Source organism: Bradyrhizobium sp. 35 (assembly GCF_023073215.1).
In the GTDB taxonomy this organism is placed as follows: domain Bacteria; phylum Pseudomonadota; class Alphaproteobacteria; order Rhizobiales; family Xanthobacteraceae; genus Bradyrhizobium; species Bradyrhizobium canariense_D.
This window is the reverse complement of sequence record NZ_JADPJC010000113.1, coordinates 122,276-136,057: the sequence shown is the minus strand read 5'-3', so window position 1 is coordinate 136,057 and position 13,782 is coordinate 122,276. Positions and strand designations below refer to the sequence as shown.

The window sequence follows — 13,782 nt, the reverse complement described above, 5'->3', positions numbered from 1 at the left end:
GATATCGGCTGCTGAGCTGACGCGCTCACTTGACGGCTTCCCTCGAGGACTCCGCTTCCGGCATCGCGCCGGCCTCTGTGCCGCCGGTTCGCACGTGGATCACGGCGATGTTGTCCGCGTAGAGCCGCTTCCAGCCCTTGATGTGGTCCAGCACCTGGGCGGCCGGTGCGTCCGCGACCATGAGCGTGGCGTCGATCTGGTACGCGTCGAGCAGCCGCGTCAGACTGTCGAGCTTCTTGAGCTCCACGGCCTTGAAGACGTCCATGGCGAAGGTTTCGCCGTAGAGCTCGGCGCGGCCGTCGATGAAGACCGGGATGTCACGCGAGATCAGATAGCCGCCGAACTGGTAGGCGTTGAAGATGCGTTGCGCCTTGCGTTTCTCGAGCAGATCGACGGCGGCGACCGGTGTCTGATCCATCGTGAAGGTGAAGCGGTGATGCGCCATGTAGAGTGAGGTCGAGGTCCAGCCTGCGGCCACGATCATCAGCGCGCCGGTCGCGGTGACGTAACGGGCAGCCCAACTCTCGCCGCCCTGCGTGCCAGGCTGCGGCAGCGCAGACCGTTCGCCGAGGGGCTTGGCCAGCACCAGCGGCACCAGGAAGGCGAAGGCCTCGATGCTCCTGACGTGGGTGAGCGCCATCCAGGTCAGAAGCAGGATCAGAAGAATACGCGGGGGCGAGAGCGTCAGGCCGCGATACAGCCCGATCGCAATCAGGCCGAACAGCGCGCCTTCGAATGCGTTGAAGGAGGCGAAGTTCGCGGGCGCCCACTCGGAGATGATCGTCAGCAGCTCGCCCAGATTGAGGATGTTGATCGCGCCGAGCAATGTGCGCCAGCCATAAGGCGTGACGCAGCTTGCGGCGAGTGCCGCAACACCGAACAGGAACCAGCGCGACAGCAGTCGGACCTGCTTGCCGGACTCCATGCCCCAGAGCGCCACAAATGACATCGGGCCGATCAGGGCCAGGCCCAGCACGAAGCCGCCATGCAGGTTCGACCACAGGGACATCAGCGGCAGCCAGTACCATGACGGGGCGCCCTTGCGGTCGGCTGCGGCCATCAATACGCCGACCCACGCGATCATCACGGGCAGCGCCAGCATGTGTGGCCGCGCCAGAACGTGGTGCAGCGACAGCAACAGCGCGAACATCGCGAACAGGACCGCTCGCGGAATTTCCAGATGGGCCTCGAGCAGGCCGACCAGCATCGCCGCCGACAATGCGACCGCAAGCGCGGTGAGGACCACCGGGCCGGCCCAATCCCATTGCGCATAGGAGAGGGCGAACAGGACCTGCGACAGCCATGAGGTCGAAACCCAGGGCGCCCCCGGACGGGTGAAGGAATAGAAGTCCGTGTAGGGAAGCGCCTGGTGATCGAGGATCCATTGTCCGATCTTGATCTGCCAGAGCGAGTCGGAGTCCTGAAGCAGCGTGTCGCCGACATACGCGAAGAAGAGATAGGCGCCCGCACCGACGCACAGCGGCACCAGGGCTCGCGCACGACCCTGCACCGTGATGCTGTTGGCAAAGGAAAGGGACATGCCGCCTCGTCGTCCTGGTGTTTTTGTCGTTGTGCCGAGCGATCGACATTGGACCACGGCGGTCATAATTCCGGGTAAACCGGTGAGGCGGGGCCGGCTTGATGTCTCGACAATTTAACGGATCGTTTTAGATTTCGGTTTACCATCGACGCATACACGCAAACCGCTCTGTGTTTCCGCAGTCGAATTAACTGCGGCGCAATTCTTTGCCTCTACGTTCGGTTCCATGGTCAAGCGGCGCTGGGAAGCCCAAAAGACCAGATCAGTTGTAGCCTCGTGTACTCATTTGGAGCTCTTTATGAAGAACCTCGTTGCGCGTTTTGCGAAAGATGAATCCGGCGCCACCGCTATTGAATACGGTCTGATCGCCGCCGGCATTGCGCTGGCGATCATCACTGTCGTCAATAACCTGGGCACCACGTTGAACGCCAAGTTCACCTCGATCTCGAGCAGCCTCAAGTAACGCTGTACGAATCGCGAATTCAAAGAGCCCCGTCCTTGACGGGGCTCTTTTCTTTTGGCGGACGATTTCCGGATCTGGGAAGTCGTGAAGCTGTAGCAAGCTTGTAGGGCGGCAAAGCGTCTGCCGCGGCTCCGAAAGCGCAGGCGTTCCCACCGTCGAGAACATTGAACATTGAAAGTTGCCGGCGGGCACGCCGCTACGCGCGGACCCTAGGGCAACTTGTCGGCTGTCATTCCGCGAGGCCGGGCTGCCAGACCGCCGACGGCGCAGGCGCGGCAGACGTCTGCTGCGCGCGGCGGTGCCATTCGAGATAGAATTTCGCCGCCCAGATCGACGCTGCGGCGACTGCGATTCCGCCGGCGACGTCGATGACGTAATGCGCGCCGATCACCGGTGTTGCCGCAATCATCAGCAGATTGAGCGCAGCCGCGATGCCGCCGAGGCCGCGCACCGGCCACAGCGCCCACATGTAGAGCACGGCGGATGCGGCGTGGAAGCTCGGAAACGAGACAACGCCGGCGAGGAAGAACAACTGGAGCTCGTGCAGGCTACCGTCGCGAAGCGCGAGGATGTCGCGCAACTGCCCGGCATAGACCGCGGTGTTGATTTCGGGAAAATGCGCGGCGGACAGCTGCAGCCCCCAATAGGTGCCGATCGCGGGCACGACGGCGGAGATCGCGATGGTGACCGCGAGCGCGAGGCTCATCGCGAGCATGAACAATTGCAGCCGCATATAGTGCGCCGTCAGTGCCAGCACGACGGGAATGCCGAGCAGCGGCAATTTGATCAGCCCATATCCGCGAGCCAGGCAGTCCGCGAGCCAGGGATGGTCGTTGACGTATCGCGCGATCGGTTCGGGATCGAGGCCGAGTGCACGGTCGATCGCAAGCAGCGCCTGGTCCTGCAGCGGCCAGTTCAGCTTAGCCGCGACATAGCTGAGCGGTCCGACGATGGCGCAGGTGAGAATGATCTGTCCGATCGTTCCGAGCGAAAACAGCAGCTTCGGGTCGGCAAGCTCGCCTTTGACGATGCGGTGGCCATAGGCCAGCGCGAGCAAGACTGCAGCAACTGCCAGCGTCACCCAATAGGCGACTGGTTCGAGGCTCAGGCCGGTGAAGGCGAGGCCCAGCGCCAGCAGGCTGCCCATGGCTGCGATAGGAAGCCAGTTCAGGTGGAAGAGCTGCCAGGCGGTCCGGGCGTCCGTGTCGACCATGCTGCACCGAGGTGGGATCGCGATACCGCAGCACAGTCGCGGAGCAGGTTTAAGATGGCGGTAACGATCGTGGTTACCCCTTCACCGAAGCAGTTCGCGACGTTTTTAGCTGTTTGAGCTCGCGTTTTTTTTGCGTGACGCTTCATGCATTTGCACCTTGTCATCCACTCTGAATAGTTGTTCAGTCCTTGCGGGGCGATTTGCGATATCAGTGACGAAGCGTTCGGCCGCAAGGCGTGCGACCGGCGTGTGGGACAGGAAGCGCGCCATGGTTTATCGGCGGACGCATCAAGTGGTGAAGCGCCTTGCGGCCCGGCGCAGTGCGATACTGGCGGCGGCGCGGGAGGCGGCGGCGGAAGGCGGGATGGCGGCGGTGCAGATTGCGCCAGTCGCGGTTCGCGCCGGCGTCGCTGCGGGTACGGTCTACCGCTACTTCCCCTCCAAGGCCGATTTGATCTCCGAGTTGATTGCCGAAGTCTCCCGCGACGAGCTCACGGCGATCCGGCGAGCCGCCGATGCCGCGCCGGGGCCGTCCTCGGCGCTGGCGGCGGCGGTCACCACCGTGGCTGTCCATACCCTGTCACAGCGCAGGCTCGCCTGGGGCATCCTGGCCGAGCCGGTCGATGTCGATGTCAGCGCTTCACGTCTCGCCAGCCGGCGCGAGATCGCGGGCGAGATGGCCTCGCGGATCGACGCCGCCGTGCGCGCCGGCCACCTGCCGGCGCAGGACACGGCCCTTGCTGCCACCGCGCTGCTCGGCGCGCTGCACGAGGCCCTGGTCGGACCGCTCGCGCCGGACAATCTCGACGATCCCGCCAGGATGCGCGATGCCGTGCAGACCGTGACGCTGCTGGCGCTCCGCGCGGTCGGCGTCATGGACGCCCGCGCCAGGGGGCTCGTCGTGCAGCAGACGCTGCTGCCGACGGCGAAAGCGCTGGTTGGGGCCTAAAACGTCATCCTGATCGACCGGCGGACCTGATCGCGCCCAGGCCGTTGCTCGAGCTCGCCTTTTCAAAAAACCTCAGCACATCCGCCGGACCCGCCGGCTACTGTGCATGGGGTTGTTTTCGACATTTTTTGTTTGCCGGGTGCCGGCGGAGCTAGATATTCGCTTCGCCCTCGGGGCCGACCGAGGCGATGCGCACCATGTTGGTGGTGCCGGGGATGCCGAGCGGCACGCCGGCGACGATGATCACGCGCTGGCCCGCCCGGACGAAGCCGTCGCGGAACGCGATCTGGCCGGCGCGGCTCACCATGTCGTCCTGGTCGCGCGCATCTTCTGCCACCACGCAATGTATGCCCCAGACGACCGACAGCCGGCGTCCCGCCGCGACGTTCGGCGTGATCGCCACGATCGGCGGCTTCGGCCGCTCGCGCGCCACGCGCACGGCGGTCGATCCCGAACTGGTCCAGCAGATCAGGGCCGGCAGGTCGAGCGTCTCGGCGATCTGCCGCGCAGCGTCCGCGATGGCATCGCCGGCGGTGGCTTCCGGGGCCGGGCGCTGTGCGGTGATGACGGAGCGATAAATCGGGTCGCGCTCGACCTCCTCGCCGATGCGATTCATGGTCGAGACGGCCTCGACCGGGAATTTGCCGGCCGCCGATTCCGCCGACAGCATGATGGCGTCGGCACCTTCGTAGACGGCGGTGGCGACGTCGGAGACCTCGGCGCGGGTCGGCACCGGCGACTGGATCATCGATTCCAGCATCTGGGTCGCGATCACCACCGGCTTGCCGGCGCGCCGCGCCATGCGCGTCATCTGCTTCTGCAGGCTCGGCACGCGTTCCAGCGGCAGCTCGACGCCGAGGTCGCCGCGCGCCACCATCAGGGCGTCGGAGGCGTCGATGATGTCGGCGAGGCGATCGATCGCCTGCGGCTTCTCGATCTTGGCCATCACCGCCGCACGGCCGCGGATCATCTTCTTGGCCTCGAGCACGTCGTCGGCGCGCTGCACGAAGGACAGCGCGATCCAGTCGACGCCGGTGACCAGCGCCGCTTCGAGATCGGCGCGGTCCTTCGGCGTCATCGCCGAGACCGGCAGGTCGGTGTCGGGCAGGCTGACGCCTTTGCGGTCGGACATCCGGCCGCCGACCACGACGCGCGTCACCGCGTGCTCCTTCGAGGTCTCCTCGGCGATCAGCCGCACCTTGCCGTCGTCGAGCAGCAGCGCGTGGCCCGGCCGCAGCGCGGCCAGGATCTCCGGATGCGGGAGCTGGACGCGGGTGGTGTCGCCCGGCGCCTTGTCGGAATCGAGCGTGAAGGTCTGGCCATTCTGGAGCTGGACCGCGCCTTCGGCGAAGGCACCGAGCCGGAGCTTTGGCCCCTGGAGATCGACCAGAATGCCGATCGGCCTTCCATAGCTGCTCTCGACGTTGCGGATCGTCGCCACCAGCTCGCGCATCTTGTCATGCGGGGTGTGGCTCATGTTGATGCGGAAGAGGTCGGCGCCGGCCTCGAACAGGCGGCGGATCATCGCGAGGTCCGAAGAAGCGGGTCCAAGGGTCGCGAGAATCTTGATACGGCGAAGACGCCTCATGGCTTATTTCCAGACGGGGGCGAGGGAGCTGGCGGGAGGCCAGGCGCGGCGGGGGGCGTACCACCGGGCGGGCCATTGGGCAAACCCGGGACCCCCGGGCCAACAGGGCCGGGGAGGCCTGGCACGCGCTGCTGCTTTGACGGCTGTTCGTTGGCATCGGTGAGCTGCACCGTCCAGGCCCGCTGCTCGCCGGTATCGACCTCGAAATAGCCGGTCCGGTCATAGCCGCGCGCAAGGCAATCCTCGGTGCCGCGGATGGTGAACTCCTTATCGCGCGAGCACATGAAAGCCTGGCCCGACCATTCGCCGCCGCGGTCATAGTCGATGGCGTAGATGTAATAGAAGCGGGCCACCAGAGTTCCGCGCAGCAGGGTCTCGCAGGAGCGCGACGAGATGTTCCACCAGCCTTCGGTGGTCCAGCCCTCGGCATCCTTGTAGCCGAGCGCGATGCCGACCCGGCTCGATGTGTTGTTGCAGAGCCGGAAATCGGCGGAAGCCGGGCTGGCCCAGAGGTACAGCAGGCCAACCACCAGCACCGGGACCAACCGGGCGAGCAGGCGAAGGCGGGAGCGGGGAGATTCGGCGATCATTGTCGCGGAAGCTATATCAGATCATTGACGATTTGGCGTAGGGCCCAGGAACTGCCTGAAGCCGGCTTCGCGCCCGTTTGCGCCGCGATATGGCAAAATCTGTGACAGGCCCCACCTGATCTCGTAAGGGTGACCCATCCAGGTCACAGCCAATTCGCAAAGCCGAGGGATCCAGCCATGGCAATTGACGACAAAACCAGAACGGAACTCGAGGCTGCCGCTTTCCGGCGCCTGGTCGATCATTTGAAGACGCGGACGGACGTCCAGAACATCGACCTGATGAACCTCGCAGGCTTCTGCCGCAACTGCCTGTCCAACTGGCTCAAGGACGCCGCCGACGCCCAAGGCGTCGCCTTGAGCAAGGATGAGAGCCGGGAAGCCGTCTATGGCATGCCCTATGAGGCCTGGAAGTCGAAATACCAGGGCGCGGCCACGCCTGAGCAGCTCGATGCCATGAAGAAGGTTCATCCGGGGCACTGAACGGCCTCGCCGGCAGCCTGATATGCGGTGCCTTTGAGTCGCATCACACAACCGCTTTCTTCGACACGCCGCAGGAAGGTGTGGGCGCGCTGTGGACGAGCGCGATGCTGCCTTGAACGCGAGAGGTCCGAACCCTAAGGGTCTAACCAGCACGCGCGGTGAGGATGCCGGCGTCACCTCGTTTTGCCAGTTCCATTGGGAGTACCAAGATGGCCACCTCCGCCGCCGTCCGCGACGACGAGCCCGCGACGAAATTTGCCAAGGACCAGCTCAAGTCCATCATCGAGCGCATCGAGCGGTTGGAGGAAGAGAAGAAGGCGATCTCCGACGACATCCGCGACGTATTCGCCGAGGCCAAGGGCAACGGCTACGACGTCAAGGCGCTGCGCACCATCGTGCGCATGCGCAAGCAGGACCCGAACGAGCGCGCCGAGGCCGAGACGATCCTTGAGACCTACATGCAAGCACTGGGGATGATCTGAGCTATCGGTGTCGTCCTGGCTTTCGCCAGGGCGACACCATGCCGATCGAAGGAGACCGCGGTGACTGCGCCGCCGCTGCCGCGCGAGGTAAGCCGTGCCTACGATGCTTTTCCGGCGTCGATCGGCAAGCGGCTGCTTTGGGTACGCGAGCTGATCTTCGCGGCCGCCGCGGCGCATGAAGGCATCGGCCGTCTTACCGAAACGTTGAAATGGGGCGAGCCTGCTTATCTGACCGAAGAGACCGGCAGTGGCAGCACGATCCGGCTCGGCCGCCTGAAGGACTCCGCGCACGCCGCGATTCTGTTCAACTGCAAGACGACGCTGGTCGATACCTTTCGTGAACGCTTTCCCGATCAGTTCGAATATCGGCAGACCAGGGCGTTGCTGTTGCCGGTGTCGGGCAAGCTGCCGAAGCAGGACCTATCGGTCTGCCTGTTGCTGGCGTTGACGTATCATCTGGATCGACGGAGGAAGCGTTAGCGGCGCGCGAAGACGTCAGCGCAGCGAAGCCGTCCGTACGACGAAGGACGTCGTCTCGAGTTTGGCGGTGGCGGTGCCCGAGAAACTGTCGCAGGACAGGCCCTGCATCGGATCGTCGGCAAAACCCATGGCGATCACGGACTGCGGCTTGACGAAGTAGGCGCGCATTGCGGCGGTGTCGAGCTCGCCCATCAGCGTGACCGACATCGCGCGGCTGGCGCTCGGCGACAGCATCACGATCTTGAGCCAGATGCTTTCGCCCTTGGCTGCGGAGAGCCGGGTCGCGGTTGCGACCATGCCGTCGATGCGCTTGCCGACCACCGTGTTGATCTCGGTCGCGGGCGCAACGTTGCGCGATGCGGCGGCGGGACGGGCGGAGCGCGGGATCGGCGCAGAGGCGGCGACGACATTGGCGCGGTCGACCGGGGAGGCGGACGCCGGCGCGTAGGCCAGCGCCTGATAGGCGGCGCTGGACACGCTCGCGGTCGGCTGCGGATCGGTGGCGGCGGCAAGCGCCTGCCGTGCCTTCAGCGCAGCAATTTGGGCCGGCGTCGCCTGCTGCGGCGCAGTCGGGGTATCCCAGAAGCCGCGGGCATTGATGATGTCGGCGGGGGTCTCGGGCTTGGCGTCAGCAGATTTGCCGGCGGCCGGCTTGTCAGCCACGGGGGCCGGCTTCGGCTTGGCAAGCGCGACGATCTGCGCATCGGCCGAGGCGAGCTGGATCGTCGCCGCGACTGACGGCTTGGCGCGCGGCGTCGGCACCGGATCGGCCGGCTTGGTCGCGGCGGCGACCACGGTCGGCGCGACAGTCTTCGCGGACGGGGCGGGCGCGCCCTCGTCATCCTCGTCGTTGCTCGCCGCGGCCGGAGCCGACTTGCCCTTGAACAGGGCGGCAAAGAAATTCGACTTGCTGCCGGAATCCTCGCCGCTGCCGCGCCGCTCGATCTCTGCCTTGGCGAGCTCATAACCCTTCAACGGCGTGCCGTCGGTCGGGAGGTGGACGGTGCGTCCGTCCGGGAAGACCCGGGCGAGCTGGTCATGCGTCATGCGCGGCCAGTGCCGGATGCTGCCGGTGTCGAGATGTACGAACGGCGAGCCGGAGGTCGGGTAGAAGCCGACGCCGCCGCGCTGGAGGCGCAGGCCGGCGAAGCGGATCTGCTCCAGCGGCACGTTCGGGATGTAGAAGTCCATCGCATGCCCCAGCATGTGCTGGCTGAAGCGCGCCACGCCGGAGGAGCGGCGGCGGAGCATGGAGTTGGTCGCGGGCGAGCGGTAGGCGGAGATGATCTGGATCGGCTGCTTGCCGTCGACGTCGCGGTAGACTTCCCAGAGGATGTCGAAGAGGTGACGGTCCATGACCGTCTCGTCCTGGCTGCGCCAGTCGCGCAGGAAGTGGTTGAGCTGCTTCAGCGCCGCTTCGTCGTAGCGTCCGTCGCGCTTGAAGGTGACGGTGAGGTCTTCGCCGGAATGGGTGTGGTGGAAGGAGAGCGTCTTGGTCTCGTTGAGCGCGGCGGCGTTGTGAACTGAACCCGCGGCAGCAAGCAGCAATACGGCAGCGAGGCCGATTCTGGATCCGGCCTTCACTCCCGCATGGGACAACGACAGCACAGCGAATTGGCGTGCGATTCCAGTCAGCACGTTAGAGCCCACCCAGTCGACGAGCGTTCAAAATGGACTCTCCCGCTAACCCCGTTAGCGCGCGAAAGAGGATGAACGCTTTGTTAAAGCGAGAAGGTTAATTCGAGGTTGACCTTCCCGCCCCCAAACCAAGTCAGATCGCGAACCTAACCGGGTGAGTGTGGCAAAAAAACGCCCGCTGCCTGAGGTCAGGTGGAGAATGGTTAACGTTAAGCGACCCCATCCAGAGGATGAGGTCGCTGATTTTACTGCAGAATTTCAGGAAATCAGGCGCCGGGCGGCCTGGCTCAGCGGGTGAATACCCGCTGCTGCTGCGGCCGGCGGCCGACCGGGGCCGGCGGCGGGGTGGGCGCTCCGAACAGCCGCTCGAAGAAATTCGGCCCGGACGAGCCGCCGTTGTTGGCCGCCAACACCCCGTTCGGCAGTGTCGTCGCCGGGCGTGAATAGCTCGGCTGGGAGTGCGCGACGACGTTCTCGAGATCCTTGCCGCGACCGTTCTTCAGGATGTTGATCATGGTCGCGTCGCGGCCATAGACGTCCTTGCGGAATTGCAGCTTGCCGCCATCGTCCACGAATGCGGTCTGATAGGTGATGTTGACCGGGATCGGGGTCGGGAATTTCAGGTCGATCTCGCTCTTGCCGTACATGCTGCGGATGCGTTCCGGCGTGTACTTCTCGTTCGGCATCGCGATGTTGAGCAGGACCGAGGCGTACTGATCCGGGTTCTGCACGCGCATGCAGCCGTGGCTGAAGGCGCGTTCGTCCCGGGCGAACAGGTTCTTGTCCGGCGTGTCGTGCTGATAGACCAGGAACTTGTTGGGGAAATTGAAGCGGATGCGGCCGAGCGCGTTGGCTTCACCGGGCGGCTGCGAGATGTGCACCGAACCATCGCGGTTCTGTTCGAGCTTGAGGCCCATGCGCTGGAGCACTGTCGGGTCCTGCTGAAGCGCCGGCAGATATTCGTTGTAGACGATCGACGGCGGCACGTTCCAGGTCGGATTGACCGTGATGTACTTCATCGTCTCGGTGAGCAGCGGGGTCGCATGCGTGCCGGGCTTGCCGGTGACGACGCGGGTGGTCCAGACCTGTTGGCCGCGCTGCATCACCTTCAACGTGTAGTCGGGAATGTTGAGGATGACATAGGCATCGCCCAGCGAGGGCGCGCCCAGGTCGCGCGGCAGCCAGCGCCAGCGCTCCATGTTCACCAGCACCACGTCGATCTGCTTGTCGCGCTTCGGGGCGTTGATCGCCCTCACCGTCTTGTCGTCGAGGATGCCGGTCGCCTTGAGCTCGGCGCTGTTCTGGAATTTGCGCACGGCTTCGGCGACCGCCGCGTCATAGCGGGTGTCGCTGGCGTTCTCGGTGATGCCGAGCTTGGCGCGCAGCTGCGGCACGCGCGGATCTTCAACGACGATTTCAGCCTGCTTCTTGCCGGCCGGGGTGTATTTCAGCGCCGGACCATCGGCGATCTCGATCACCGGGCCGTTGCCCTGGCCGCGGAGCTCCGCGAGCTTCGCCTTCAGCTCCTTGTAAAGTTTTTGCGGCGGATTGTAGCTGTCGAGCGCCGCGGAGGCGTCCGCCGCGGTCGTGACCTTGGCGAGCACCTCGTTCGGATCGACCGGATGCTCGGGATAGAGGATGTCGCCGCTGACCTGCGACCAGTGCATGCGGCCGCTCTGGGCCTGGCGCGCATAGTCGAACATGCTGGCGGTGAGCTTGAGCTCGGCATCGGCGAGCGTATCGGGTGTCGTGGCGGCCGCGAAGTCCGGCACCGGGTAATCGGCGGGATTGAGACCGTCGGACGCCGCGTCCTTCAGCCGTGCGATCACGCCCTTGGCCGCAGCGGTCAGGCTGCCGCCCTGGCTCCAGACCGGCGCGAAGTCGCGTGCACCGTAGAACTTCTCGATCGCAGCGCGTTCGTTCTTACGGTCGAGATAGCGCGAGGCCTTTGCGCCAATGATGTCCTTGAGCTTGTCGGCGACCGGCTGGTCGGCCGCGGGAACGTTGCTCGCGGCCCTCACCGGCTCCGAGGCCGGAGCCGCAGCGGTGGCGGGCGCGGCCGGCGTTGGGATCGCCGTGTCGGCCTTGGCAGGTTCGGTCTTGGCAGGTTCAGTCTTCGCCGTCTCGCTCTTCGTCGCCTCGGCGGCGGGCGTGGTGGCGACGTCGGAAGGCTTGGTCTCGACCTTGTCCGGCGCGGGGGCGGATTCGGCCTTCAGGGGTTCCTTGGCGGGCTCCTTAGCAGGGTCCACCACCGTGGCGGTGGTGTCGAGCTTGATGTCTGATGCGGTCGGGGGCGGGACGTTTGCGGGTTCGGGGCGCGGGATGGCGGCTTCGATCGCGAGCTCGGCAGCGCTGCTGTGCGCCTGATCCTGCGCCAGGGCTGAGCTGGCCGATACCGTGAGGAAGGTCGCCGCGACCGTGATCAAGACACGGTCAAAGCCTGCACGGTGGTTCAAACAGTCACGCATTGTGTCGCACCCCTCGGGTGAACTGTCCCCCGTGGAACAGCTTCGTTATCGCCTATTGAGCTTCGGCTAAACCGCGCCGGCCTCTCGAAAGTTGCACGCCTGCACGCAACGATTCCTACGCAGACGAATCTTACGCGGACGATATACAGGCCCCGATTTCGCAGCCAGCGCTACCCGGGACAACTCACGACAAACTGACTTCAAGCACGCCTCTTGGCAACGGATTGTGCGCTTCTGCCACGCGCTTTTCCCTGTGTCTGTCACTTCCAAGTCACGGTTCAAATCGCAGTCGAATTCCGTCGTCATACGAACGGCTTACAGTCGTATCGCTCCGCCCGGACGAACCGCCGTTCGCGTCCGGCTCAGTGCGTCTCCTCACCGCTTTTGCCGCCATGGCCGGGAACTCCGGCTTCATCGAGTTTGCGGTAGAGGGTGGACCGGCCGATTTTGAGGCGGCGGGCGACCTCCGACATCTGCCCGCGGTAATGCGAGATCGCGAAACGGATGATCTCGTTCTCAATGTCTTCCAGCGGCCGGACGTCGCCGGTCGCGGTCAGCATTGAGAGGGCACCCGCCATGGGCAGCGGCGCGATCGGTATTTCATTACCTGACACCACGGAGGGGGCCGCGATCGGCTCCAGCATCAGCGGCGCGGTCGGAATGTCTGTTCCCGGATGCGGCTGCGAGGCGATCAGAGGGAAGTCGTCGAGGCCAAGCTGGTCGCCCTCGCTCATCACCACGGCGCGATAGACCGCGTTTTCGAGCTGGCGAATGTTGCCGGGCCAATCGAGCTGGGCAAGGTGCGCAACGGCCTCGCCGCTGATGCCGGTGATGGGGCGGTTCTCCTCGGCGGCAAAGCGCGCCAGGAAATGCCTGAGCAGATGCGGAATGTCCTCGCGCCGGGCGCGCAGCGATGGGATCGTCAGCGGCAGCACGTGCAGGCGATAGAACAAGTCTTCCCGGAAGTGGCCCTGCTTGACCCGCTCGAGCAGCCTGCGGTTGGTCGCCGAGATGATGCGGACGTCGACCTTCACGGGTTTGCGGCCGCCGACCGCCTCGACCGCGCCTTCCTGGAGCGCGCGAAGCAGCTTGACCTGCGCGCTCAGCGGCAGCTCGCTGACCTCGTCCAGGAACAGCGTGCCGCCATGAGCTTCGACGAACTTGCCGGTGTGGCGTTCGGTGGCGCCGGTGAAGGCACCCTTCTCGTGACCGAACAGAATGGATTCGACGAGGTTGTCGGGGATCGCGCCGCAATTGACCGCGACGAACGGCTTGGCCTTGCGCTCGCCGCTGCCATGAATGGCACGCGCGAACATCTCCTTGCCGACGCCGGACTCGCCCTCGATCAGCACCGGGATCGAGGAGTTTGTTGCTTTCTGCGCCGCGCGCATCACGCCCGCCATCGCCTCGGCGCGTGTGATGATGTCGGAGAAGGTCAGCCGGCCTTCGCGGCTGTGACGGATGCGCTGCAGTTCGCCCTTGAGCGCGGACGAATTGAGCGCGTTGCGAAGCGAGACCTGGAGCCGCTCCAGGCCGACCGGCTTGACCACGAAGTCGGCCGCACCCGCGCGCATCGCCGAGATCACATTGTCGATGCCGCCATGGGCCGTCTGCACGATGACGGGGATGCTGAGACCCGCTTCGCGGATTTTCGCCAGCACGCCCATGCCGTCGAGGCCGGGCATCACGAGATCGAGGATGACGCCGTCGATGGCCGCGTCGGGGGCGGTGAGGGCGGCGATCGCCGCATCGCCGGAGTCCACCACGATCGTCTCATAGCCGCATTTCTGCACCATGTTTTCGACCAGCCGGCGGGCTACAGCGTCGTCGTCGGCGATCAAAATACTGGCAGCCATGGTGTTCCCCGCACGCTACTACTATCTGTCTCGAA

At 65.2% G+C, this 13,782-nt stretch carries 12 protein-coding genes; 5 read left to right on the top strand and 7 right to left on the bottom strand.

The window, feature by feature from the left end; translation table 11 throughout:
- Nucleotides 1-25: 25 nt before the first annotated feature.
- Nucleotides 26-1,540, bottom strand: coding sequence for a hypothetical protein (locus IVB36_RS23830; RefSeq protein ID WP_204512217.1), 1,515 nt, complete (start codon nucleotides 1,538-1,540; stop codon nucleotides 26-28).
- Nucleotides 1,541-1,838: 298 nt separating this feature from the next.
- On the opposite strand from IVB36_RS23830, the gene IVB36_RS23825 reads away from it, so the two are divergent.
- Nucleotides 1,839-2,003, top strand: coding sequence for a Flp family type IVb pilin (locus tag IVB36_RS23825; protein ID WP_007614256.1), 165 nt, complete (start codon nucleotides 1,839-1,841; stop codon nucleotides 2,001-2,003).
- 229 nt (nucleotides 2,004-2,232) lie between these two features.
- Here IVB36_RS23825 and IVB36_RS23820 read toward each other — a convergent pair whose 3' ends face one another.
- Complete coding sequence (locus tag IVB36_RS23820) at nucleotides 2,233-3,216, bottom strand: phosphatase PAP2 family protein (protein ID WP_018453800.1); 984 nt, start codon at nucleotides 3,214-3,216, stop codon at nucleotides 2,233-2,235.
- Nucleotides 3,217-3,484: 268 nt separating this feature from the next.
- On the opposite strand from IVB36_RS23820, the gene IVB36_RS23815 reads away from it, so the two are divergent.
- Complete coding sequence (locus IVB36_RS23815; RefSeq protein WP_026232596.1) at nucleotides 3,485-4,165, top strand: TetR/AcrR family transcriptional regulator; 681 nt, start codon at nucleotides 3,485-3,487, stop codon at nucleotides 4,163-4,165.
- 151 nt (nucleotides 4,166-4,316) lie between these two features.
- Here IVB36_RS23815 and pyk read toward each other — a convergent pair whose 3' ends face one another.
- Together pyk and IVB36_RS23805 are read right to left on the bottom strand one after the other, a co-directional pair.
- Entirely contained in the window at nucleotides 4,317-5,753 is a 1,437-nt protein-coding gene (gene pyk, locus IVB36_RS23810; RefSeq protein WP_026232597.1) for a pyruvate kinase, read from the bottom strand.
- The gene (locus tag IVB36_RS23805) at nucleotides 5,750-6,343 is read right to left on the bottom strand and encodes a DUF1036 domain-containing protein (RefSeq protein WP_018453803.1); all 594 of its coding nucleotides are present in this window, start codon (nucleotides 6,341-6,343) and stop codon (nucleotides 5,750-5,752) included. The genes pyk and IVB36_RS23805 overlap by 4 nt, the downstream gene beginning before the upstream one ends.
- A 177-nt stretch (nucleotides 6,344-6,520) precedes the next feature.
- On the opposite strand from IVB36_RS23805, the gene IVB36_RS23800 reads away from it, so the two are divergent.
- From IVB36_RS23800 to IVB36_RS23790, 3 genes are all read left to right on the top strand, one after another.
- Complete coding sequence (locus IVB36_RS23800; protein ID WP_007596287.1) at nucleotides 6,521-6,823, top strand: DUF1244 domain-containing protein; 303 nt, start codon at nucleotides 6,521-6,523, stop codon at nucleotides 6,821-6,823.
- A 209-nt stretch (nucleotides 6,824-7,032) separates the two neighbouring features.
- The gene (locus IVB36_RS23795) at nucleotides 7,033-7,305 is read left to right on the top strand and encodes a DUF2312 domain-containing protein (RefSeq protein WP_007596286.1); all 273 of its coding nucleotides are present in this window, start codon (nucleotides 7,033-7,035) and stop codon (nucleotides 7,303-7,305) included.
- Nucleotides 7,306-7,365: 60 nt separating this feature from the next.
- Entirely contained in the window at nucleotides 7,366-7,785 is a 420-nt protein-coding gene (locus IVB36_RS23790; RefSeq protein ID WP_018453805.1) for a hypothetical protein, read from the top strand.
- Between the two features lie 15 nt (nucleotides 7,786-7,800).
- Here IVB36_RS23790 and IVB36_RS23785 read toward each other — a convergent pair whose 3' ends face one another.
- From IVB36_RS23785 to IVB36_RS23775, 3 genes are all read right to left on the bottom strand, one after another.
- Nucleotides 7,801-9,435: a DUF882 domain-containing protein gene (locus tag IVB36_RS23785; protein ID WP_026232598.1), complete on the bottom strand. Its 1,635-nt coding sequence runs from the start codon at nucleotides 9,433-9,435 to the stop codon at nucleotides 7,801-7,803.
- Nucleotides 9,436-9,710: 275 nt separating this feature from the next.
- The gene (locus IVB36_RS23780) at nucleotides 9,711-11,891 is read right to left on the bottom strand and encodes a L,D-transpeptidase family protein (RefSeq protein WP_026232599.1); all 2,181 of its coding nucleotides are present in this window, start codon (nucleotides 11,889-11,891) and stop codon (nucleotides 9,711-9,713) included.
- Nucleotides 11,892-12,253: 362 nt separating this feature from the next.
- Complete coding sequence (locus tag IVB36_RS23775; RefSeq protein WP_018453808.1) at nucleotides 12,254-13,747, bottom strand: sigma-54 dependent transcriptional regulator; 1,494 nt, start codon at nucleotides 13,745-13,747, stop codon at nucleotides 12,254-12,256.
- Nucleotides 13,748-13,782: the final 35 nt, after the last annotated feature.